The following is a 20,469-nucleotide window of genomic DNA, read 5'->3' as shown; positions in this document are numbered from 1 at the left end:
GAATGATGATGTAAGGAAATTTTATGCGACAAACAATAAAATACGAGTTTTGGGTAGGATTATTTTTATTACTTGGCATAGGTGCTTTAGTATTCTTAGGGTTAAAAGTAGCAAATATTCAAGGTTTTAGCGAAGCAAAATCCTATAAAATTTATGCAACTTTTGAAAATATTGGTGGACTAAAGGTCCGTGCACCATTAAAAGTCGGTGGTGTTGTGATTGGTCGAGTAGCCGATATTTCGTTAAATGAAAAAACTTACTCACCAATGGTCACAATTGCGATAGATGAGCGTTATCACGAGATTCCTGAAACCAGTGCATTATCAATTAAAACATCAGGTTTATTGGGTGAACAATATATTGCATTAAGCATTGGTTTTGATGATGGTGAAGTGGAAATGTGGAAAGAAGGAAGCCGTGTTACAGACACGAAATCCGCATTAGTTTTAGAAGATCTTGTTGGTCAATTTTTATATGGTGATCGTAATAAATCGGAAGCCGACAAAAATGAAGAACCAACAGTACAATAATGTGTAAAATTTCTGAATTTTAGTAGGAGTAAAAATAATGTTTTTATCTAAATTAAAACGTGTATTCGCAAAAATGCTGGTAATTTCTACCGCACTTTTTTCTATACAGGCTTTGGCAGCTGATACACCTTATGAATTAATGCAAGAAGTATCAGACAAATTGTTTAAAAATATCACTTCAAGCCAGACAAAAATTAAACAAGATCCAAACTATTTAAAAACAATTGTACGTACTGAATTAATGCCGTATGTACACGTAAAATATGCAGGTTCTAAAGTGTTAGGTAAGCATTTTAAAGCAACAACACCAGAACAAAGAGAGCGTTTCTTCAATGCCTTTGAGCAATACATTGAACAAAATTATGCGCAAGTATTAACAATGTATTCTGATCAAAAATTACAAATTGAAAAACCAAAAGCACAAGCAGATGACAAAACTTCAACTGTAAGTGTAAAAGTCATTCAAAGTGGTAACCAACCACCAGTGAATTTGACTTTCTATTGGTACAAAAACAGTAAATCTGGTAAATGGCAAGTATTTGATATGAGCGCAGAAGGCGTGAGTATGGTGGAAACTAAAAGTAAAGAATGGTCACCAATCATTACGAAAAGTGGCTTAGATGCGTTAACAGAACAAGTATCAAAAGCGGCTAGAGTCCCGGTAACTTTAAGTAAATAAGCGATGAAAACTGCAAAAAGTTTAACTTGGGAATTAGAACAAAATAGTGATAATATATCGCTCTTGTTAATTGGAGAGCTATCTCGTAACACGTTGCTTCCTTTTTGGGAGCAACGTGCTTCTTTTTTATCGGCAGAAAAGATTGCAGATAAAAATGTCTATTGGGATTTAGCTCAAGTTACACGCATTGATTCAGCTGGTTTTGCTCTTTTATGTGATTGTATTGGGCAAGCTTTGAAAGTACAAAAACAGGGGTATCGTATCGTTTTAAAAAATGCGCCAAAACAACTATTAACTTTGGCGGATTTATTTGGTCTATCTAATTGGATCGCAACATTTATTCAGGTCAACGGAAGCAAATAATGGAAACGCAAGAAATTGAAAGAATTTTAAAAGAAGCCTTGAACTTAGATGAAGTCTATGTTCAAGGCGAAAATGCACATTATGGTGTAATTGCGGTGAGTGATGAATTTGCCGGATTATCAAGAGTAAAACAACAACAATTGATTTATGCACCGTTGATGGAACATATCTCAAATAATGCAATTCATGCATTAACAATAAAAACGTATACTATTGAAAAATGGAATCGTGAGCGCTTACTCAATCAACCTCGTTAAGGCTTAGCTAGGTAATTTTTATGCAAAAATTTCGTGTTTATGGGCAATCTCGTTTGAAAGGAACAGTAAATATTTCTGGAGCAAAAAATGCTGCACTCCCTATCCTTTTTGCAACGATTTTAGCTGAAAAACCTGTCAAATTGACTAATGTTCCAGAGTTAAAAGACATTGATACCACCTTTAAAATTTTACGTAAATTGGGTGTTTCTGTTGAACGTGATGCAGAAGGCGCAGTGCATATTGATGCATCAAAAATCGATCATTTCATCGCTCCTTATGAACTGGTTAAAACAATGCGTGCCTCAATTTGGGCGCTTGCACCATTAGTGGCTCGCTTTAATCAAGGCCAAGTTTCATTGCCGGGAGGTTGCTCAATTGGTGCTCGTCCTGTTGATTTACATATTAGTGGGTTAGAGCGTTTAGGTGCACGAATTGCATTAGAAGATGGCTATGTTAAAGCTTATGTTGATCACCGCTTAGTTGGTACACGTATCGTTGTTGAGAAGATCAGTGTAGGTGCAACTTTATCTATTATGATGGCGGCAACTTTAGCAAAAGGCACTACAACAATTGAAAACGCAGCACGTGAACCTGAAATTACAGATACCGCAATTTTCTTAAATAAATTAGGTGCAAAAATTACAGGTGCTGGAACGGATACAATTATCGTTGAAGGTGTTGATCACTTAGGTGGTTGTGAGCACAGTATAGTGCCAGATCGTATTGAAACCGGTACATTCTTAGTTGCAGCCGCAATTTCTGGTGGTCGTATCCAATGTAAAAATACCAAAGCGGATACCCTTGATGCAGTTATTGATAAATTACGTGAGGCGGGTGCACAAGTTGATGTGGCTGAAAATACAATTACATTAGATATGTTAGGTAATCGCCCACGTGCCGTGAATATCCGTACTGCGCCATATCCGGGGTTCCCAACAGATATGCAGGCACAATTTACCTTATTAAATATGGTTGCTAATGGTACAAGTATTATTACTGAAACTATTTTCGAAAATCGCTTTATGCATATCCCAGAGCTTATTCGTATGGGTGGTAAAGCGGAAATTGAAGGCAATACTGCGATTTGTCACGGTGTAGAGCACTTAAGTGGTGCAGAAGTGATGGCGACGGATTTACGAGCTTCGATCAGCTTAGTATTGGCCGGTTGTATTGCAACAGGTGAAACTATCGTTGATCGTATTTATCACATTGATCGTGGCTATGAGCGCATTGAAGAAAAATTACGTGGCTTAGGTGCTCGTATTGAACGCTTTTCAGCGGATAGCGAAGAATAATAAATAGTTATTCAAATAAAAAGGGAAATGTTAAATTTCCCTTTTTTATATCGCTATGTTTATTGGATTACTGTGCCAATAATACTGCGCGTTTCTTCTTTCACTTCAAGTAACTGCACATCGATGATATCACCAATCTTATAAGCTACTTCGCCTTTGATGTACATTGCAAGTTCATCTGCGTTTGCTTGCATTTCGTCTTTATTATTATGTAGTTGTGAGGACGGAATAAAGACAGATGCGCCATTTTCTGCTAATTGAACACGCAAGCCACTACGCATTACATCTTGAATTTCCGCTTTAAAAGTTGTTTTTTGCTCGACTTTATCTGCTAAGTAACGGCAATATAGCCAATCAGCAATATCACGTTCCACCAAGCGGTTCTGGCGACGCGCTTCTTGTAAACGAGCGAGCACTTCATCTTGTGGCTTTTCACATTCACTGTTGGTTAATGTGGCTTTGATTAAGCGATGGTTTACCATATCTGAATACTTACGAATTGGTGAAGTCCAAGTTGCATAACCTGTTAAGCCTAAGCCAAAGTGCGGTGCTAATTCTGCTTTAAATTCAGCAAAGGTTAAGAAACGACGTAAACGTAATTCTAAATAATTGCCTTCTATCACTTCGATATCGTGGCGCATTTGGCAGTATCCTGCTAATGTCGCTAGATTTTCACTAGAATACCGTTCTGTTAACTCTGCTTGAGTTTCTTCATTTGCTAAATTTACTAATAAAAACTGTTGTACGTTTTCCAATGATTTTTTATCAAAGCCTAAATGTGTATTAAAAATACCGCACTTTGCATGCTCATCTAAATATTGTGCTGCACAAATATTGGCAATGATCATACATTCTTCCACAATTTGGTTAGCAATACGGCGGTATTCTGCTTTTATCTCTTGCACTTTGCCATTTTCAGCTAAGATGAAAGAATAATCTGGTCTTTCTTTAAATAATAAAGAATGTTGTTTACGCCATTCAATACGTGCTAGTGTAAACTGATGCAACAAATTAATTTGCTGTTTTTCTTGTTCATTTTCTGGTTGCCAAGTATTTGCTTTATTTTCTAAATAATCAGAAATTCTGTCGTACACTAATTTGGATTTCGATTGTACGTAGGCGGACACGAAATGTGGTTTTGCGGTTATGTTACCAGCCAAATCTGTTTCAATATAACAAACTAATGCAGGACGAACCTTATCTTTCATTAATGAGCAAAGATCGTCAGACAATTCAGGTGGCAGCATTGGGATATTGAAACCGGGTAAATAGTTGGTGAAACAACGTTGTTTTGCTTCTTTCTCAATTTGCGAATCTAACGCAATGTATGCCGTTGGGTCCGCAATCGCGACGACTAAGCGCCAGCCTGTTTGTTGTTCATCTTGTTGGATTGCTTCAATATATAACGCGTCGTCCATATCTTTTGTTGTTTCAGAGTCAATAGTGACGAAGTGAAGTGCGGTCAAATCTTCACGAGTTTGCTGATCTTGCATTTCGTAACTATCTAATCCCTTCACTGGGTAACGTGATTGCTCGTGACGAGCTAAAGTAACCCACCAAGGCGCTAGTTCATCATCCGCTTTACAAATAAATTGTTGAATTTGAGCAAAGAAAAAACGATCGTCGCGTAGCGGGTGTGTTTTTAAGGTCGCAACTACCCAATCGCCTTCTTGTAATTCTTCTTGTACGGATTTGTGTTGTGACGCGCCAATAGGTTGATTAATTTGTGGATGATCAACAAGTACTTGCAATTTTTTGTCTTTATTAAAGCGTACACGTGCAATAAAGCGAGTGAGCATAGGTTCAATTAATTCGTCCGGTTCTGCTTGTTCTTTATCACCAACCACTTCGATAAGTGCTTTGATTTTGTCACCGTGCATCACTTTTTTCATTGCTGCAGGGGGGATAAAGTAGCTTTTCTTATCACATTCGAGAAAACCGAATGCTTTATCTGAACTTTTTACTATACCTTCGACTTGTTGTTTGCTCTCTCTGATTTGCTGTTTTAATTGAGAAAGAAGAGGATTATTTTGGAACATTTAGATTATCCATAAAAAAGTAAAAAGCGGACATTTGTCCGCTCTTATTAAAGAATTAAGCGTTATTCTAATTCACCCATTGCAACGATACTGAAACCAGCATCAACGTGTAATACTTCACCTGTTACACCAGCAGCTAAATCAGAGCATAAGAATGCAGCTGAGTTACCTACATCTTCAATAGTTACTGTACGGCGTAATGGTGCAGTTTGTTCGAAGTTCGCCAGCATTTTCTTGAAGTTTTTGATACCTGATGCAGCTAAAGTGCGGATTGGGCCGGCAGAGATCGCATTTACACGAATACCATCTTTACCTAAAGAAGCTGCCATAAAGCGAGTATTTGCTTCTAATGATGCTTTCGCTAAGCCCATTACATTATAGTTAGGAATTGCTCGCTCAGCACCTAAGTAAGAAAGGGTTAATAATGCAGAGTTTGGATTTAACATACCACGTGCAGCTTTTGCCATTGCTACAAAGCTGTATGAGCTTATATCGTGTGCGATACGGAAGCCTTCACGATTTACTGAATCTACGTAGTCACCATCTAATTGATCACCTGGTGCAAATGCTATTGAGTGAACAAAACCATCAAATTTATCCCAGTGTTTCGCTAATTCAGTAAAGCATTGTTCAATGCTTTCATCGGTACCCACATCACAAGGAATCACGATATCTGAACCTAATTCTTTTGCGAATTCTTCAACACGACTTTTTAATTTATCATTTTGGTAAGTAAATGCTAATTCTGCACCTTCACGTTTCATTGCTTGTGCGATACCGTAAGCAATTGAACGATTGCTTGCAACACCCGCGATTAAAATACGTTTATTTTTTAAGAAACCCATAATCAATACCTTTTCGTATGTTAGAAATTCTTGTTAGTATAAGGGAAAATATGAATAAATACAAAGCAGACCTTATGCAAACGGCTTAAGCTGGATTATCAATATCTTTAAATTCAACTTCAAAACCATATTCTCGGCTTAACCATTCACCTAATGCTTTAATGCCATAACGTTCAGTGGCATGATGACCTGCTGCAAAAAAATGAATACCTTGTTCTCGTGCAGAATGGATAGTTTGTTCAGAAACTTCACCAGTAATAAATGCATCAATACCTTGGTTTGCTGCTAAATCAATATAACCTTGACCACCACCAGTACAAATGCCCACTGTACGGATTAAGTGCGGTGCATTTTCGCTACAAACTAATGGTTTGCGGTTGAGAACTTGTTCAATACGTGCGGCAAATGCTTCACTAGTTAATGGCGTTTTTAATGTGCCATAAACAGGAATACTGACTGAACTTTGTTCTAAAGGCTGTAAATTTTTAATTTCTAATAATTCCGCAAGAAGTGCATTATTGCCTAATTCTGGGTGTACATCTAAAGGCAAGTGGTAGCCGTATAAGTTGATATCATTGACTAATAAGGTTTTAATGCGTTTCCCTTTCATTCCACGAATACAAGGGTTTTCACTTTTCCAAAAATAGCCATGGTGAACCAAAAGTGCATCGGCATTTTGTTTCACTGCATAGTCAATTAATGCCTGGCTCGCTGTCACACCAGTAATGATTTTTTTGATCTCAGTTTTGCCTTCTACTTGTAAACCGTTTGGAGCGTAGTCTGAAATGCTCTGGGCATTTAGTTTTTGATTTAAAATTTGTTCCAGTTCAAGATTATTCATAGATTGTTCTCGTTGATATAGCAAGAATAAATGAAATCAATGTTAAAGGATTTGAGAGGGAATAAGAAGAAAAAAATGGCTAATGCGAAAATCTTTTTCAAGATTATGGGGGAGTGTTCGCATTAGCCAAGTGTATTTACTACTTCAAATTAAAAACAATACCATTATGTATTTATTTATATAATGATCAAGAAAAATATTCTTTAAATAATATGAAAAAGGTGAAAAATCACCTTTATTCAATACCAATTAATTTATGGGTTTGTATGCTGAGTTGCCACTTTGGCTTATTAACTCGTTGATTTAATAAGCCAATTTGTGTGATCGTTTCCAGCAAATTCATTTCACCGTCAATTTCACAAGGGGATAGATAGTAGCGATCTGCGTGGATCTGTTGTTCAATTTGCTCACAAAAGCTGAACACATCTTCATCTGCCACAATGCGAACTTCGTTTGCAAAGGGAATACATTTTTGCTGGTATTTATGTTGATACAAGCGTTTTGGACTAGTCGCAATATAATCAATCTGACTCGGGATTGTTTTTAACCCATTGGTTTCAATTGCTAAAAAATAGCCTTCTGCTTTGAGGGTATCTAGTAAATATTCAATCTTCGGCACAATGGTCGGTTCACCACCGGTGATAATAATATTCTTAGCCGAAAACGACCGCACTTTTTGTAGAATTTGGCTGAGCGACCAGGTGGTGTATTGATTGTAATTGGTATCACACCAAGGACAAGCCAAGTTGCATTTACCAAAACGCACAAAAATGCTTGGCATACCTGTGTTGAAACCTTCGCCTTGCAGACTTTCAAAAATTTCAACAATGTTATATTCAGGTTCAAAAATTTCTCGAATTTGCACCGCACTTATTCCTCATATTCACAAAATGAGCTTGGTGTTTCCCATAAACGAATCGCAGAAACAGGTAAATGTTCTTCATATTTCAAACAGTTGAAAATAAAGCGCGCCATTTCTTCAGCAGTAGTACGGGTTGGAAGAGAAAAGGTTTTTGAGTCCAATGATTGTAATAAATTTGCAACTTTGGATTCTCTTTCACTCGTGCAATCGTAAATAAAAGCGTGATCCATCGGCTCTAAAATACGTTTTTTTACTATCGCTTTTAAATCTGAAAAGTCGATAACCATTCCTTTTTTTGGACCAGATTGGTGGAGCTCACCACAAATTTCAACCTGCAATTTGTAAGTGTGTCCATGTAAGTTTTTGCATTTGCCATCGTGTCCATCTAGCATATGTGCCATATCAAAACTAAATTCTTTTACAATTTTAAACATAAATTATACCGCTCTTTTTATTGCTAAATATTCTGTTAAACCATTTTCACGTAATATGCAGCTTGGGCATTCACCACAACCTTTCTCAACACCCATATAACAAGTGTGTGTGTGTTGGCGAATATAATCTAGCGCACCAAGCTCATCAGCTAATTGCCAAGTGTGTGCTTTAGTGAGATACATCAGTGGCGTTTTGATATTGAAGGAATAGTCCATTGCTAGATTTAAAGTCACATTCATTGATTTAATGAAAACATCACGGCAATCGGGATAACCGCTGAAATCAGTTTCGCATACGCCTGTAATAATGTCAGTGATGCCTTGACCTTTAGCATAAATTGCAGCGTAGAGTAGGAATAGCGCATTACGACCATCAACAAAAGTATTGGGAGTGCTACCTTGTTGCTCAATTGTTGCGTTTTTGTCCATTAGTGCATTTTGTGTAATCGCTTTGATAACGGAGGTATCAATTAAGATTTGCTTGACACCAAGATCTTTTGCAATCCATTGGGCTTTTTCAAGTTCAATGGCATGACGTTGACCATATTGGAATGTAACAGCCTCAACATTCTCAGCACCATATTCTTGAATGGCTTGAATTAGGCAGGTGGTGGAGTCTTGTCCACCCGAAAAAATAACAACGGCTTTACGATTGCCGTTTGGGTTTGTAATATTCATATTGTTTTCCTAGTTTTGTTTCGAACAACGCTTTACAAGATACATTGTTCAAGTGGGAGGTTTACGAACCACTGTAAAAATAAAAAGCGGGATTGCCACTGCGTTGAGCAGTTGCAATGCCCACTTCACGATAAAGTGCGGCTATTTATTTGCTAAAATTTCCGCCAGTTCTAAATCCTGTTTCACATCAATATCTACTGAACGATAAGTTGGCATTAAGTAGAATTTGAGTGGAGGAATAAAGAAATATTTTTCTTTGAGTAGCTGGGCAATATCGTTAATGTAAATTGCACCATTCGCACGGTACATTTTAGGTAATGTTTGTCTAGCTGCCTCAAAATCTGCAATTTCACGAACGGGTAAAACCTCGTGATCTTTGCCTAAAGAAAATGCTTTGTAAGGATGATGTTCACATTCACAAGCAGACACTACTGAACTTACGTTACCATTGATGAACATATCCATTGCATTTTTGATATCTAAATGATCACGCAAGGGGCTAGTCGGTTGTAGCAAGGTACAAGTACCTTGAGTGATTTTTAATGTTTCAAGTGCGTGTAGAATCGCATCAATTGTTCTTGAGTTATCTTGAGCAAGTTCAGCAGGGCGTTTGATAGCTATTGCTCCATATTTTTCTGCTTCTTGCAAAATGTTATCACCATCCGAAGTCACGACAATTTGATCGAACACTTCTGCTTGTTTAGCTGCTAAAATTGCGCGTCCAATTAGAGAATGACCTCCAATTGGTTGAAGATTTTTATCTGGGATCCCTTTGGAGCCAGCTCGAGCTGGAATAATGGCGATATTTTTCATAACTTGTTCCTATTTGTTTTAGCAACTAATTATAGCTTTATAACTGTTTTAAACTATCCCAAAAAATAATTTGAGATTTATCAATCATTCCTAAACGTAACATTACACGTACATAAGGATCATTTAGCGCATCTTCTTTATTTTTAATTTTTTTATTTGATGTAAAGATAATATGGCTAATTTTTTCTTTTGGTAATGAGAAATAAAGAGAGCTTGCCACACCACCAACTTTATCTGGCAATAGTCCTGTCATCATTAGAATTTCAAAAGAAATATTTGCTGGAATATTCGTAATATCTTTTGCATGCTTCAAAATATAATCATTGATATCTCCACCTCTTGGATGACCTTTGAAATAGATTTTATATTGATCACCTATAAACAAATCACCTTCCGAGTGTGTAAAGTGCTTGAGTAAATTCAGTTGTTGTTTGGCATAATATTCTCGTATATCCGTATTACCTTCCCAAGTTGTAGTACCTGTGAAAATAAATTTTGTTTGTTCTGTATGAAATAACTGTTTGGTTTCATCACTAAAACCAACTAGTTTTAGATAAAAGGTTTGTTGTTCTGGGGAAAGTTTCTCATAAGCTGACCAATCCATTTTCTGATATTTCCCAGCCAAATAAGTTTTTAATGGTTGTAAAAATTCGGCTTTTTCAAAGTATTCTGTACTTAGAAAGTGATATTTTACCGGATATTGTGATTGCCAAACATAACGTGCAAGAGTTGGATTGTCAAAATTGATTTTGCCTGTGAGTAAGTAATCTGAAAGTTGTTTTTCTGCTTTTTTAATCGCACTTTTGATGTCTTTATTTTCTTCTTTTTCTAAATCAACATATTCCATTGTGCCATCATCATAAAGATTCAAGCTTTTGATTGAAATACGATCTGGATGTTTAAAGCGATATTGCAAAATTGGGTGGAATAACTGTATTGAGTGTGCGATATTCAAATGGAGATCTAATTCTAGCTTTTCTGGATATTGATCTAATATGGTGAAGATATCCTCTGTCGGTCGGTTATTCTTGATTTCGACAAAATGGATATTATTATACTGCTCTGTAATTTTTTCAGGTAGTTTAAAGCGAGAAAAGCCAAAAATTCGAGCTGTTTCTTTATCTTCACTTTCTTTTGTAAAGTGCATTAATTGGTTTAATGTGGGTAATGAAGCAGGATCTAAATAGATTGTCATTGTTTTAGACCAACTTGTTACGCTCAGTAATGACAAAGATAAGAATAAGATAAGCTTAAGAGAGAGAGAGCTTTTGTTCATTTTAATACCTATAAAAGACGTATCCCCAATACTATATTGGGGATAACAAAAGAGATTATTTTTGCTTCATTGCTGGGAAGAGAATAACGTCTCGAATTGAGGCAGCGTTTGCAAATAACATAGCTAAACGGTCAATTCCTAATCCTTCGCCTGCTGTTGGTGGTAAGCCGTGTTCAAGTGCGGTCACAAAATCTTCATCTTTAAACATTGCTTCATCATCACCAGCTTCTTTTGCTGCAACTTGCGCATCGAAACGTTCATTTTGATCTTCAGCGTCATTTAACTCAGAGAAACCGTTACCAATTTCACGGCCACCGATAAATAATTCAAAACGATCAGTCACTTCTGGGTTCTCATCATTACGGCGTGCTAATGGTGAGATTTCAGCAGGATGTGCCATTAAGAAGGTCGGTTGAATTAAGTGATGTTCTGCGACTTCTTCAAAAATTACGTTTACAAGGCTACCTAATCCCCAAGATTTTTGTACTTCGATACCTAATTTTTCTGCCACTGTGACTGCTCGATCAAAGTCGTATAGGTCTTCTTTTACGATACCTTTATCAGCACCGTATTTTAAGATTGCATCGTGCATTGTGATACGCTCAAATGGTTTACCGAAGTCAAACTCATATTCACCGTAAGGAACGATAGTCGTACCTAAAATATCGATAGCAAGTTTGCGCAATAATTCTTCAGTATTATCCATTAAATCGTGGTAGTCCGCATATGCTTGGTAGTATTCGAGCATAGTAAATTCAGGATTATGGCGAACAGATACACCTTCATTGCGGAAGTTACGGTTTAATTCAAATACACGCTCAAAACCACCAACCACTAAACGTTTTAAATAAAGCTCTGGTGCAATACGTAAATACATATCCACATCTAATGCATTGTGATGAGTGATGAATGGACGCGCAGAAGCACCACCAGGGATGATTTGTAACATTGGTGTTTCTACTTCCATAAAACCTTTAGAAATAAAGTAGTCACGAATACCTGCAATCACTTTCGAGCGAATTATGAAAGTGCGACGTGATTCTTCATTAGAAATTAAGTCTAAATAACGTTGGCGATAGCGTGTTTCTTGATCGCTTAAACCGTGGAATTTATCTGGTAATGGGCGAAGCGCCTTTGTTAATAATTCCACTTCAGTACAACGTACAGTTAATTCGTTAGTTTTGGTTTTAAATAGCGTACCTTTCACTCCAATAATGTCACCTAAATCCCAAGTACCGACATCTTCAGCGTAAACGCCATCAGGTAAGTTATCACGTGCTACGTAAAGTTGAATACGACCAGACATATCTTGTAATGTGATGAAGGTGGCTTTACCCATTGCACGACGAGTCATAATACGTCCAGCGACTTTCACTTCAATTTCTTGCGTTTTTAATTCTTCGCCTTCAATTTCATCATATTGAGTATGTAAATCTGCGGCTAATGCATTACGACGGAAAGTGTTTGGAAATGGGTTGCCTTTTGCACGTAGTGCGGCTAATTTTTCACGACGAACTAGCATTTCGCCATTAAGATCAAGTTCTTGAATTTGTTCTGACATTTTTATTACCTAGTTATTTTTTAAGATTTTGTTCGATAAGGAATATTATCCTGATATTTTATAATCCTGCTTTTAAGCTAGCTTCGATAAAGCGATCTAAATCACCATCTAACACCGCTTGCGTATTACGATTTTCAACGCCAGTGCGTAAATCTTTAATACGTGAATCATCTAAGACATATGAACGAATTTGGCTTCCCCAACCAATATCAGATTTGTTATCTTCCATTGCTTGTTTATCTGCATTTTTCTTTTGTAATTCCATTTCATATAACTTCGCTTTCAACTGTTTCATGCACTGATCTTTGTTTTTATGTTGGGAGCGGTCGTTTTGGCATTGTACAACGATACCACTTGGAATATGGGTAATGCGCACCGCACTTTCAGTTTTATTAACATGCTGACCACCCGCACCAGAGGCGCGATAAACATCAATGCGTAAATCTGCTGGGTTAATCTCGATATCAATATCATCATCAATTTCAGGATAAACGAACGCTGCACTAAATGACGTGTGACGACGGTTATTGGAGTCAAATGGACTTTTTCGCACTAAACGATGGATGCCCGTTTCAGTACGTAACCAACCGAAAGCATATTCACCAGAAACTCTAATTGTTGCAGATTTAATGCCTGCGACATCACCATCGGAGACTTCCATTAATTCGGTTTTAAAGCCTTTGCTTTCTGCCCAGCGTAAATACATACGCAATAGCATTTCTGTCCAATCTTGTGCTTCAGTTCCACCAGAACCTGCTTGAAGATCGACATAGCAATCAGCAGCATCATGTTGACCACTAAACATTCGACGGAATTCTAATTTAGCGAGCTTTTCTTCTAATTCATCCAGTTCAATAACTGCTTCATTGAAGGTGTCTTCATCTTCTGCTTCAATAGCAAGTTCAAGTAAACCTTCAACATCTTCTAAGCCTTGAACAAGTACTTTGATTGTATGGACAACCGTTTCTAAAGCAACACGTTCTTTGCCTAATGCTTGCGCTTTTTCAGGCTCATTCCAGATATCAGGTTGTTCTAATTCTGCATTGACTTCTTCTAATCGTTCAACTTTTACATCGAAGTCAAAGATACCCCCTCAACACTTGCGTGCGTTGAGCGAGGTCTGAGATTTTGTTTTTGATAGGATTAATTTCAAACATATTTCTAAAATTAAAAGATAGATATAAATCGAGATTATAAGCTATTTTAGGTTGTTATGGTAGGGCAATTTTTTACGTGAGACCTTGCACAAACAAGGAATCTCTTTATAATTAATCGGCTAAAGCTTAACCTTTGATTTCGATACATAGGAACGAAAAAATGAAAAAAATACTGACCGCACTTTTTATCTCGGTTCTTTCAACAACAGCAATGGCAAGCAGTGATGCTATTTCTGAACGCTTTAATAAAATGGGATTAAAGGGGGTTGAAGTGAGTGATTCGCCAATTAAAGGTATTAAAACTGCGGTAACGGATAATGGTATTTTTTATATTACCGAAGATGCAAAATACATTCTTGATGGCAAAATTTACGAAACATCAGAAAGGGGGATTACTGATATTTCTGCAAAACTATTACTAGATAAATTAAAAGGATACCAAAAAGAAATGATAGTGTATCCTGCTAAAAATGAAAAACATGTAGTAACAGTATTTGGTGATATTTCATGCCATTATTGTCAAGTGTTACATAAGCAAATGAAAGAATATAATGAGTTAGGCATTACAGTGCGTTATTTAGCGTTCCCTCGCGGTGGTTTAGACACAAATGTGGCTCGTCAAATGGAATTTGTCTTTAGAGCGAAAGAACCACAATTTAGTTTAGACGAAGCAATGAAAGGTAACCTACCACAGCAATTGCTAGAACCTAAAATAGTGAAAAAACATTATCAACTTGGTTTGCAATTTGGTGTGAATGGCACACCAACGATTGTGACAGAGAAAGGAGAACTTATTGGCGGATATTTAAAACCCAAAGATCTTTTATCTGCATTATCTCATTAATCATCATATTAATGTTAAGGACGCTAAATGCGTCCTTAGCTTATTTTAGTTCTAGGATTTTTTGTGCATAAATTAATTCAACGTCGATTTGTTCCACAAGGAGAAATTGTTTATCCGGATCCTTTATTGGATCGTGTGTATCGCGCTCGTCATATTAAAAATGCGAAACAATTAGACCGCACTTTGGCATCATTATTACACCCTCAAGATTTGTATGGGATCGAGCGTGCTGTGAATTTATTAGTGTCGGCTTACCAACAACAAGAAAAAATAGTTGTTGTAGGTGATTTTGATGCAGACGGTGCAACAAGCACTGCATTAACCGTATTAGCATTGCGACAATTAGGTTTTACTGATGTTGAATTTCTTATTCCGAATCGTTTTGAGCAGGGTTATGGCTTGAGTATTGCTGTTGCTGAGCAAGCACTCGAAAAAAATGTTCAATTATTAATGACCGTTGATAACGGAGTTTCTTCGGTTGATGGTGTAGCTTTTCTAAAACAGCGAGGTGTTAAGGTGTTGATTACCGATCACCATTTGCCTCCTGAAATATTGCCCGAAGCAGATGCTATCGTAAACCCCAATTTAGTTGACTGTCAGTTCCCCTCTAAATCATTGGCTGGGGTTGGCGTTGCTTTTTATTTAATGCTTGCAGTACGAGCAAAATTTCGCGAGTTAGGGGTTTTTACTCAACAAACACAACCGAATTTCACTGAATTATTAGATTTAGTCGCATTAGGCACGATTGCTGATGTTGTTCCTTTAGATCAAAATAACCGCATTTTGGCTTATCAAGGATTAGCACGTATTCGAGCAGAGCGTTGCCGTTGTGGTATTCGTGCTTTAGCGGAAGTTGCAAATAGAGATATTAGCCAGTTTTCAGCGTCCGATTTAGGTTTTTCGATTGGCCCTCGTCTCAATGCGGCTGGGAGATTAGACAATATGTCAGTTGGTGTTGAATTGCTACTGGCAGAAAATATGGAGACTGCAAGAGCGTTAGCCTTAGAGTTGGATAGTTTAAATCAATCTCGCAGAGAAATTGAGCAAGGGATGAAACTTGAGGCGCTTGAAATTTGCCGAAATTTGACCGCACTTAAGCAAGAACTCCCATTAGGTATTACGTTATACCAAGCAGATTGGCATCAAGGGGTGCTAGGGATTTTAGCTTCTCGCATTAAAGATCAATTTCATCGCCCAGTAGTGGCATTTGCACAAGACCAAGAAGGTATTTTAAAAGGCTCGGCACGTTCTGTTGAGGGATTGCATTTACGTGATGCATTAGAGCGAATTCATACAAAATATCCAAATATGATTTTAAAATTTGGTGGACATTCAATGGCTGCAGGTTTGAGTATTTATGAATCTGAGTTTGCTGCATTTCAACAGGCGTTTAATCAAATTGTATCTGAGTGGCTTGGTGAAGATAAGTTACAGGGCATTGTATGGACGGATGGGGAGCTTGCAGGACATCAATTTAGTTTAGAGATAGCAGAAGCGTTAAAAGAAGCTGGTCCTTGGGGACAGGCCTTTCCAGAACCCGTTTTTGACGGCGAGTTTAAAATTTTGCAGCAGCGTTTAGTGGGCGAGAAACACTTAAAAATGATGGTCGAACCAAAACAGGGTGGACCATTACTTGACGCCATTGCCTTTAACGTTGATACTCGTTATTATCCTGATATGTCTATTAAATCAGCGAAATTGGCATATAAATTAGATATTAACGAGTTTAGAGGCAACCGTAATATACAGTTATTAGTGGATTACATTTTGCCAATAGGAGAGTAGATTTTTACGAAAATGCGGCGAATTGGGTTTCTTTTCTTATTTGGATTATTGCAACTGGCATTAGCAACTAATGGCCAGGCTACTTCATCGCTGAAATTTTCCGCCTCAAATACAGAACCTGAAATCGAGTTTAAAGAAGGTAAAGATTATTTTTCGTATCAAGAGCCGTTGGCGATTAACAGAACCGATTCGCGTATATTAATCCAATTTTTCTTTGATTATGATTGTCGTGTTTGTTCGTATGCACAGGATATTCTGACTTTGTATGAGCAAACTAATCTTGATCATGTAAAATTAGAGATCTATCCCGTTGCGACTGAAAATTTGTATTATTCCGCACAGGTTTTCTACACCTTGAAGTCAATCGATGAAGAAGATACTTCCTCATTACTTTTATTTGAAACTGCTGAAAAACATCGCTATGCGCAGCTTGCTAAGATCAATGAATTGCGCACTTGGTTAGCACAACAAAAGGTGAATGTTGAGGCATTTGATCGTAACTTTTATTCTCTGAATATATTGCGCCAAGTTTGGAATGCTCAAAAACTCACTGAAGATTATGGGGTGTTTACCTTTCCTTATGTAGTGATTGATGGTCGTTATGTATTAACTGCAAGCACTTTATACAGTGATGATTACAGTTTTGCAGTCTTAGATTTTTTAGTTGATAAATTAATAAAGGAAAAACAAAAATAATGAAAATTGGTATTGTAGGTGCGATGGCACAAGAAGTTGAAATTTTAGCCAATTTAATGGAAAACAAAGTGGTGACACAAGTAGCAAGTTGTACTATTTATGAAGGGACTATTCAAGGTAAAGCCGTTGCTTTATTGCAATCAGGTATTGGCAAAGTTGCCGCTGCAATCGGGACTACTATGTTATTACAACAAGCTAAACCTGATCTTGTGATCAATACCGGCTCTGCTGGTGGTGTGGCTCAAGGTTTGAAAGTAGGTGATATTGTGATTTCCAGTGAGACAATCTATCACGATGCAGATGTGACAGCGTTTGGTTATACAAAAGGTCAATTACCAGCTTGCCCACCTGCATTTGTTTCTGATGAAAAATTATTGGATATAGCTGAGAAAATTGCCCAAGAACAAGGGCATAATGTAAAACGTGGTTTAATTTGCTCTGGCGATAGCTTTATTAATGGTGGAGATGCGTTAGCAAAAATCAAAGCAGATTTCCCAACAGTAATGGCCGTCGAAATGGAAGCTACTGCGATCGCACAGGTTTGCCATGTGTTTAATGTACCATTTGTGGTAGTACGTGCAATTTCTGATGCAGGCGACGGTGAAGCAAGTATGTCGTTTGAAGAGTTTTTACCACTTGCAGCAAAGCAATCTTCGCAAATGGTATTAGGAATGTTAGAGAAGTTGTAATTAGCCATTCTATATAAACAAAAAGTGCGGTAGAAATTCTGAAAATTTTCACCGCACTTTTTTATTTTACAAGCCACAGTTTTTAATCAAAGACGGTGGCTTTATCTTTAGAGATTAAGCGTTTTTCGCTTGGTTAATTAAGAATTGCACTAATAATGGCACTGGGCGACCCGTTGCACCTTTGTTTGCGCCTTGTAACCACGCTGTACCTGCGATATCTAAGTGCGCCCAACGATATTTGTCTGTAAAGTTAGATAAGAATGCTCCCGCAGTAATTGCGCCGCCCCAGCGACCACCAATGTTAGCAAGATCTGCAAAGTTAGATTTTAATTGCTCTTGATATTCTTCACTCAATGGTAAACGCCACGCTTTGTCGGTGGTTTCCGCAGCTGCTTGTTCTAACGCTTTTGCTAGCTCATCATCAGTTGAAATTAAACCGCTGTTGTGAGCCCCTAATGCCACCACACAAGCACCTGTTAAAGTGGCCACATCGATGACTAATTCAGGATCAAAACGCTCAACATAAGTTAAGGTATCACATAACACCAAACGACCTTCTGCATCGGTATTTAATACTTCAACAGTTAATCCTTTCATTGTTGTGAGAATGTCGCCCGGGCGGTAAGCATTGCCGTCTGGTAAGTTTTCACAACCCGCTAATACACCAATGACATTTAGTGGTAATTTTAATTCAGCAATAGCATTCATCACGCCATAAACAGAGGCTGCACCTCCCATATCGTATTTCATTTCATCCATCGCTTCTGCTGGTTTTAATGAAATACCGCCTGCATCAAATGTTAATCCTTTACCTACTAATACAATTGGTTTGGCATTTGGATTTGGGTGATTGCGATATTCAATCAGTGAAAGTTGTGCTTCATTCACAGAACCTTGTGAAACAGCTAAATAAGCGTTCATTTTTAATTCAGCTAATTCTTTTTCACCTAGTACCGTGGTTTTGATTAAATCAGATCGTGTTGCTAAGGCTTTTGCTTGTTCCGCTAAATACATTGGATTACAAATATTTGGTGGGCAGTTTGCGACATCTTTAGCAAATTTTACTCCCAAAGCCACCGCACTTGCGTGTTCAATCGCTTGTTGTGCTACTTCGCCTTGTGTACTAAAGACAAATTGAGTCAATGCAACATCTTGTTCTTTTTTCTTGCTTTTGAATTGCTCAAATTGATAGAAACTTGTTTCGATGGTTTCAACGCTGAAACGGATATTCCAATAAAGGTCACGATTTTTGATTTCGATGTCAGAAAGGTAGCTGATAACTTCTTGTGCTTTGGTTGATTTTACAACTTTAATTGTATCTTGAATGATTTGTTTGAATTGTTTTTCGTTGATTTCGCCTTTTTTACCTACACCAACTACAAATACACGTTCCGCACTGTAATTTGGCAAATGACGTAACACTAATACTTCGCCAATTTTGCCAGTTATTTCGCCTGATTGAATTAAATTTGTTAAATAACCTTGCGAAATTTCATCAATTTTTTTAGCAGAAGATGAAAATTCTCCATTCTCATATAGACCAATAATAATGTTGCTTTTTATATCTAAAAGTGCGGTCGATTTTACATAATATTTCATTTTATCCTCACAAAGATTTTTACTGTTTTCGCATTAAAAATACGTTATCATACGACAATTAAACTGTTCTTGAAACTAAACTATTCTATCGGAATTGCAAGAAAAATATAGGCGATAATGTGATTTTAACTCGATATTTAATTAAAGAGGTATTTAAGAGCCAGATTGCAATCTTATTTATCCTACTCCTCATCTTTTTTTGTCAGCAACTTGTTCGTGTTCTAGGTTCTGCCGCTAACGGTAAAGTACCTGCAGATTTAGTGTTGTCATTACTTGGCCTAGGTATGCCTACAATGGCGCAATTAATGTTGCCATTATGTTTATTCATCGCGATTTTATTAACCTTTGGGCGTCTATATGCTGAAAGTGAGATTACAGTAATGCGTGCTTGTGGTGTTGGGCAGCGTATTCTGGTGCGTGTTGTAATGCTTTTATCTTTATTAACCGCAAGTATTGCGACTTATAATGTTTTTTGGCTGACGCCGTGGGCGATTAATAAACAGAGTGAAATTTTACAAGAAGCTAAAGCAAACCCTACAATGGGTGCATTAGCGGCGGGGCAATTTATTAGTACCAACAGCAATGAGTTTGTGTTGTTTATTGACAAGATTGTTGATAATCAAATCAATGATGTTTACCTGTTCCAAACAAGAGAACGTGGCAATTTAAAGCCAGCGGTGTTAGTGGCAGAACGTGGTGAATTGAAATCTTTACCTAATGGTGATCAAATTTTAACGCTAGAAAATAGCGAGCGCGTTGAGGGGAGTGCTGCATTACCTGATTTTCGTATTACGCACTTCGACGAATACCAAGCTTATTTAGGCCATCAAGATATTAATAACGAGAAAAATGAAGCAGAAGAACTGAGCGTTAACGAATTACTCAACAGCACTTCACCCGCGGCAAAAGCAGAGCTTAACTGGCGTGTCAGTTTAGTATTAGCAGTGCCATTAATGGCGTTGATTGCAGTACCGTTAAGCCGTGTCAATCCTCGTCAAGGGCGTTTTGCGAAAGTATTACCTGCACTTTTATTGTATTTAATTTATTTCTTATTACAAAGCTCACTTAAATCGGCTTGGGGATCAGGCAAATTGGATGGTGCTTTCTTAATGCCATTTGTGAACCTTGTCTTTTTTATGCTTGGTTTACTACTCAATAGCTGGAGTAATGCTTCGGTATATAAATTTCGCTATTGGTTAAGCAATGCAATGGTGAGAAAAGGGTAA

The 20,469-nt window shown here is 37.4% G+C and carries 21 protein-coding genes; 10 read left to right on the top strand and 11 right to left on the bottom strand.

What is annotated here, in order from left to right; translation table 11 throughout:
* The first annotated feature begins 23 nt into the window (after positions 1-23).
* From mlaD to murA, 5 genes are read left to right on the top strand one after another with little or no spacing between them, the layout of a single operon-like run.
* Positions 24-530, top strand: coding sequence for an outer membrane lipid asymmetry maintenance protein MlaD (gene mlaD, locus CKV78_RS05695; RefSeq protein WP_005762817.1), 507 nt, complete (start codon positions 24-26; stop codon positions 528-530).
* 37 nt (positions 531-567) lie between these two features.
* The gene (gene mlaC, locus CKV78_RS05690) at positions 568-1,209 is read left to right on the top strand and encodes a phospholipid-binding protein MlaC (protein WP_005762816.1); all 642 of its coding nucleotides are present in this window, start codon (positions 568-570) and stop codon (positions 1,207-1,209) included.
* A 3-nt stretch (positions 1,210-1,212) separates the two neighbouring features.
* Complete coding sequence (locus CKV78_RS05685) at positions 1,213-1,572, top strand: STAS domain-containing protein (protein WP_005762814.1); 360 nt, start codon at positions 1,213-1,215, stop codon at positions 1,570-1,572.
* Positions 1,572-1,829, top strand: a complete 258-nt coding sequence (locus CKV78_RS05680) for a BolA family protein (RefSeq protein ID WP_005762813.1) — start codon at positions 1,572-1,574, stop codon at positions 1,827-1,829. Before CKV78_RS05685 ends, CKV78_RS05680 begins: the two co-directional genes overlap by 1 nt.
* Before the next feature lie 20 nt (positions 1,830-1,849).
* Positions 1,850-3,124 carry a UDP-N-acetylglucosamine 1-carboxyvinyltransferase gene (gene murA, locus CKV78_RS05675; protein WP_005762811.1) on the top strand — a complete coding sequence of 425 codons (1,275 nt, stop codon included), beginning with the start codon at positions 1,850-1,852 and terminating at the stop codon, positions 3,122-3,124.
* Positions 3,125-3,183: 59 nt separating this feature from the next.
* Here murA and rnb read toward each other — a convergent pair whose 3' ends face one another.
* From rnb to prfB, 10 genes are all read right to left on the bottom strand, one after another.
* Positions 3,184-5,163, bottom strand: a complete 1,980-nt coding sequence (gene rnb / locus CKV78_RS05670) for an exoribonuclease II (RefSeq protein WP_005762808.1) — start codon at positions 5,161-5,163, stop codon at positions 3,184-3,186.
* 62 nt (positions 5,164-5,225) lie between these two features.
* Positions 5,226-6,008, bottom strand: coding sequence for an enoyl-ACP reductase FabI (fabI, locus tag CKV78_RS05665; RefSeq protein ID WP_005762805.1), 783 nt, complete (start codon positions 6,006-6,008; stop codon positions 5,226-5,228).
* Positions 6,009-6,093: 85 nt separating this feature from the next.
* On the bottom strand, positions 6,094-6,849 hold the full coding sequence (locus CKV78_RS05660; RefSeq protein ID WP_005762802.1) for a Nif3-like dinuclear metal center hexameric protein: 756 nt from the start codon (positions 6,847-6,849) through the stop codon (positions 6,094-6,096).
* A 235-nt stretch (positions 6,850-7,084) separates the two neighbouring features.
* Positions 7,085-7,714 carry a 7-carboxy-7-deazaguanine synthase QueE gene (locus CKV78_RS05655; RefSeq protein WP_005762800.1) on the bottom strand — a complete coding sequence of 210 codons (630 nt, stop codon included), beginning with the start codon at positions 7,712-7,714 and terminating at the stop codon, positions 7,085-7,087.
* Positions 7,715-7,719: 5 nt separating this feature from the next.
* The gene (queD, locus tag CKV78_RS05650; protein WP_005762798.1) at positions 7,720-8,145 is read right to left on the bottom strand and encodes a 6-carboxytetrahydropterin synthase QueD; all 426 of its coding nucleotides are present in this window, start codon (positions 8,143-8,145) and stop codon (positions 7,720-7,722) included.
* Between the two features lie 3 nt (positions 8,146-8,148).
* On the bottom strand, positions 8,149-8,823 hold the full coding sequence (queC, locus tag CKV78_RS05645) for a 7-cyano-7-deazaguanine synthase QueC (RefSeq protein WP_005762796.1): 675 nt from the start codon (positions 8,821-8,823) through the stop codon (positions 8,149-8,151).
* Between the two features lie 141 nt (positions 8,824-8,964).
* Positions 8,965-9,636 carry an acylneuraminate cytidylyltransferase family protein gene (locus CKV78_RS05640; RefSeq protein ID WP_005762794.1) on the bottom strand — a complete coding sequence of 224 codons (672 nt, stop codon included), beginning with the start codon at positions 9,634-9,636 and terminating at the stop codon, positions 8,965-8,967.
* A 37-nt stretch (positions 9,637-9,673) separates the two neighbouring features.
* Positions 9,674-10,912: a multifunctional sialyltransferase gene (locus tag CKV78_RS05635; protein ID WP_032855225.1), complete on the bottom strand. Its 1,239-nt coding sequence runs from the start codon at positions 10,910-10,912 to the stop codon at positions 9,674-9,676.
* Between the two features lie 55 nt (positions 10,913-10,967).
* Entirely contained in the window at positions 10,968-12,473 is a 1,506-nt protein-coding gene (lysS, locus tag CKV78_RS05630) for a lysine--tRNA ligase (RefSeq protein ID WP_005762786.1), read from the bottom strand.
* A gap of 58 nt (positions 12,474-12,531) precedes the next feature.
* Positions 12,532-13,630 (bottom strand): peptide chain release factor 2 gene (gene prfB / locus CKV78_RS05625; RefSeq protein ID WP_155811610.1). Its coding sequence is split into 2 segments (ribosomal slippage): positions 12,532-13,554 and positions 13,556-13,630, totalling 1,098 coding nucleotides; the frame shifts between segments, so codons are not numbered across the junction.
* A gap of 160 nt (positions 13,631-13,790) precedes the next feature.
* Here prfB and dsbC point away from each other — a divergent pair.
* The 4 genes from dsbC (at position 13,791) to mtnN (ending at position 17,644) form a co-directional block, all read left to right on the top strand.
* Positions 13,791-14,474, top strand: coding sequence for a bifunctional protein-disulfide isomerase/oxidoreductase DsbC (dsbC, locus tag CKV78_RS05620; protein WP_005762781.1), 684 nt, complete (start codon positions 13,791-13,793; stop codon positions 14,472-14,474).
* A gap of 63 nt (positions 14,475-14,537) precedes the next feature.
* A complete protein-coding gene (gene recJ, locus CKV78_RS05615) occupies positions 14,538-16,259 on the top strand; it encodes a single-stranded-DNA-specific exonuclease RecJ (RefSeq protein ID WP_005762778.1) in 1,722 nt (573 codons plus the stop codon).
* A 12-nt stretch (positions 16,260-16,271) separates the two neighbouring features.
* On the top strand, positions 16,272-16,955 hold the full coding sequence (locus tag CKV78_RS05610; RefSeq protein ID WP_005762777.1) for a thiol:disulfide interchange protein DsbA/DsbL: 684 nt from the start codon (positions 16,272-16,274) through the stop codon (positions 16,953-16,955).
* The gene (mtnN, locus tag CKV78_RS05605; RefSeq protein ID WP_005762775.1) at positions 16,955-17,644 is read left to right on the top strand and encodes a 5'-methylthioadenosine/S-adenosylhomocysteine nucleosidase; all 690 of its coding nucleotides are present in this window, start codon (positions 16,955-16,957) and stop codon (positions 17,642-17,644) included. Before CKV78_RS05610 ends, mtnN begins: the two co-directional genes overlap by 1 nt.
* Positions 17,645-17,758: 114 nt before the next feature.
* Here mtnN and CKV78_RS05600 read toward each other — a convergent pair whose 3' ends face one another.
* Positions 17,759-19,243, bottom strand: coding sequence for a leucyl aminopeptidase (locus CKV78_RS05600; RefSeq protein WP_005762772.1), 1,485 nt, complete (start codon positions 19,241-19,243; stop codon positions 17,759-17,761).
* A gap of 119 nt (positions 19,244-19,362) precedes the next feature.
* Here CKV78_RS05600 and lptF point away from each other — a divergent pair, with 119 nt between their 5' ends.
* Positions 19,363-20,469 (top strand): LPS export ABC transporter permease LptF, encoded by a 1,107-nt coding sequence (gene lptF, locus CKV78_RS05595; RefSeq protein WP_005762767.1) that lies wholly within the window; start codon positions 19,363-19,365, stop codon positions 20,467-20,469.

The sequence above is a fragment of the Pasteurella dagmatis genome, from assembly GCF_900186835.1.
Lineage (GTDB): Bacteria > Pseudomonadota > Gammaproteobacteria > Enterobacterales > Pasteurellaceae > Pasteurella > Pasteurella dagmatis.
The sequence above is the reverse complement of the archived record's forward strand: the minus strand, read 5'-3'. Positions and strand labels throughout refer to the sequence as shown.

What these genes read in the sequence shown, in the direction of transcription:
- CKV78_RS05600 (WP_005762772.1), bottom strand. Translation starts at nt 19,243, where the DNA reads ATGAAATATTATGTAAAATCGACCGCACTTTTAGATATAAAAAGCAAC.
- murA (WP_005762811.1), top strand. Translation starts at nt 1,850, where the DNA reads ATGCAAAAATTTCGTGTTTATGGGCAATCTCGTTTGAAAGGAACAGTA.
- CKV78_RS05610 (WP_005762777.1), top strand. Translation starts at nt 16,272, where the DNA reads ATGCGGCGAATTGGGTTTCTTTTCTTATTTGGATTATTGCAACTGGCA.
- dsbC (WP_005762781.1), top strand. Translation starts at nt 13,791, where the DNA reads ATGAAAAAAATACTGACCGCACTTTTTATCTCGGTTCTTTCAACAACA.
- mtnN (WP_005762775.1), top strand. Translation starts at nt 16,955, where the DNA reads ATGAAAATTGGTATTGTAGGTGCGATGGCACAAGAAGTTGAAATTTTA.
- rnb (WP_005762808.1), bottom strand. Translation starts at nt 5,163, where the DNA reads ATGTTCCAAAATAATCCTCTTCTTTCTCAATTAAAACAGCAAATCAGA.
- queD (WP_005762798.1), bottom strand. Translation starts at nt 8,145, where the DNA reads ATGTTTAAAATTGTAAAAGAATTTAGTTTTGATATGGCACATATGCTA.
- queC (WP_005762796.1), bottom strand. Translation starts at nt 8,823, where the DNA reads ATGAATATTACAAACCCAAACGGCAATCGTAAAGCCGTTGTTATTTTT.
- lysS (WP_005762786.1), bottom strand. Translation starts at nt 12,473, where the DNA reads ATGTCAGAACAAATTCAAGAACTTGATCTTAATGGCGAAATGCTAGTT.
- CKV78_RS05635 (WP_032855225.1), bottom strand. Translation starts at nt 10,912, where the DNA reads ATGAACAAAAGCTCTCTCTCTCTTAAGCTTATCTTATTCTTATCTTTG.
- CKV78_RS05680 (WP_005762813.1), top strand. Translation starts at nt 1,572, where the DNA reads ATGGAAACGCAAGAAATTGAAAGAATTTTAAAAGAAGCCTTGAACTTA.
- fabI (WP_005762805.1), bottom strand. Translation starts at nt 6,008, where the DNA reads ATGGGTTTCTTAAAAAATAAACGTATTTTAATCGCGGGTGTTGCAAGC.
- mlaC (WP_005762816.1), top strand. Translation starts at nt 568, where the DNA reads ATGTTTTTATCTAAATTAAAACGTGTATTCGCAAAAATGCTGGTAATT.
- CKV78_RS05640 (WP_005762794.1), bottom strand. Translation starts at nt 9,636, where the DNA reads ATGAAAAATATCGCCATTATTCCAGCTCGAGCTGGCTCCAAAGGGATC.
- CKV78_RS05660 (WP_005762802.1), bottom strand. Translation starts at nt 6,849, where the DNA reads ATGAATAATCTTGAACTGGAACAAATTTTAAATCAAAAACTAAATGCC.
- CKV78_RS05685 (WP_005762814.1), top strand. Translation starts at nt 1,213, where the DNA reads ATGAAAACTGCAAAAAGTTTAACTTGGGAATTAGAACAAAATAGTGAT.
- mlaD (WP_005762817.1), top strand. Translation starts at nt 24, where the DNA reads ATGCGACAAACAATAAAATACGAGTTTTGGGTAGGATTATTTTTATTA.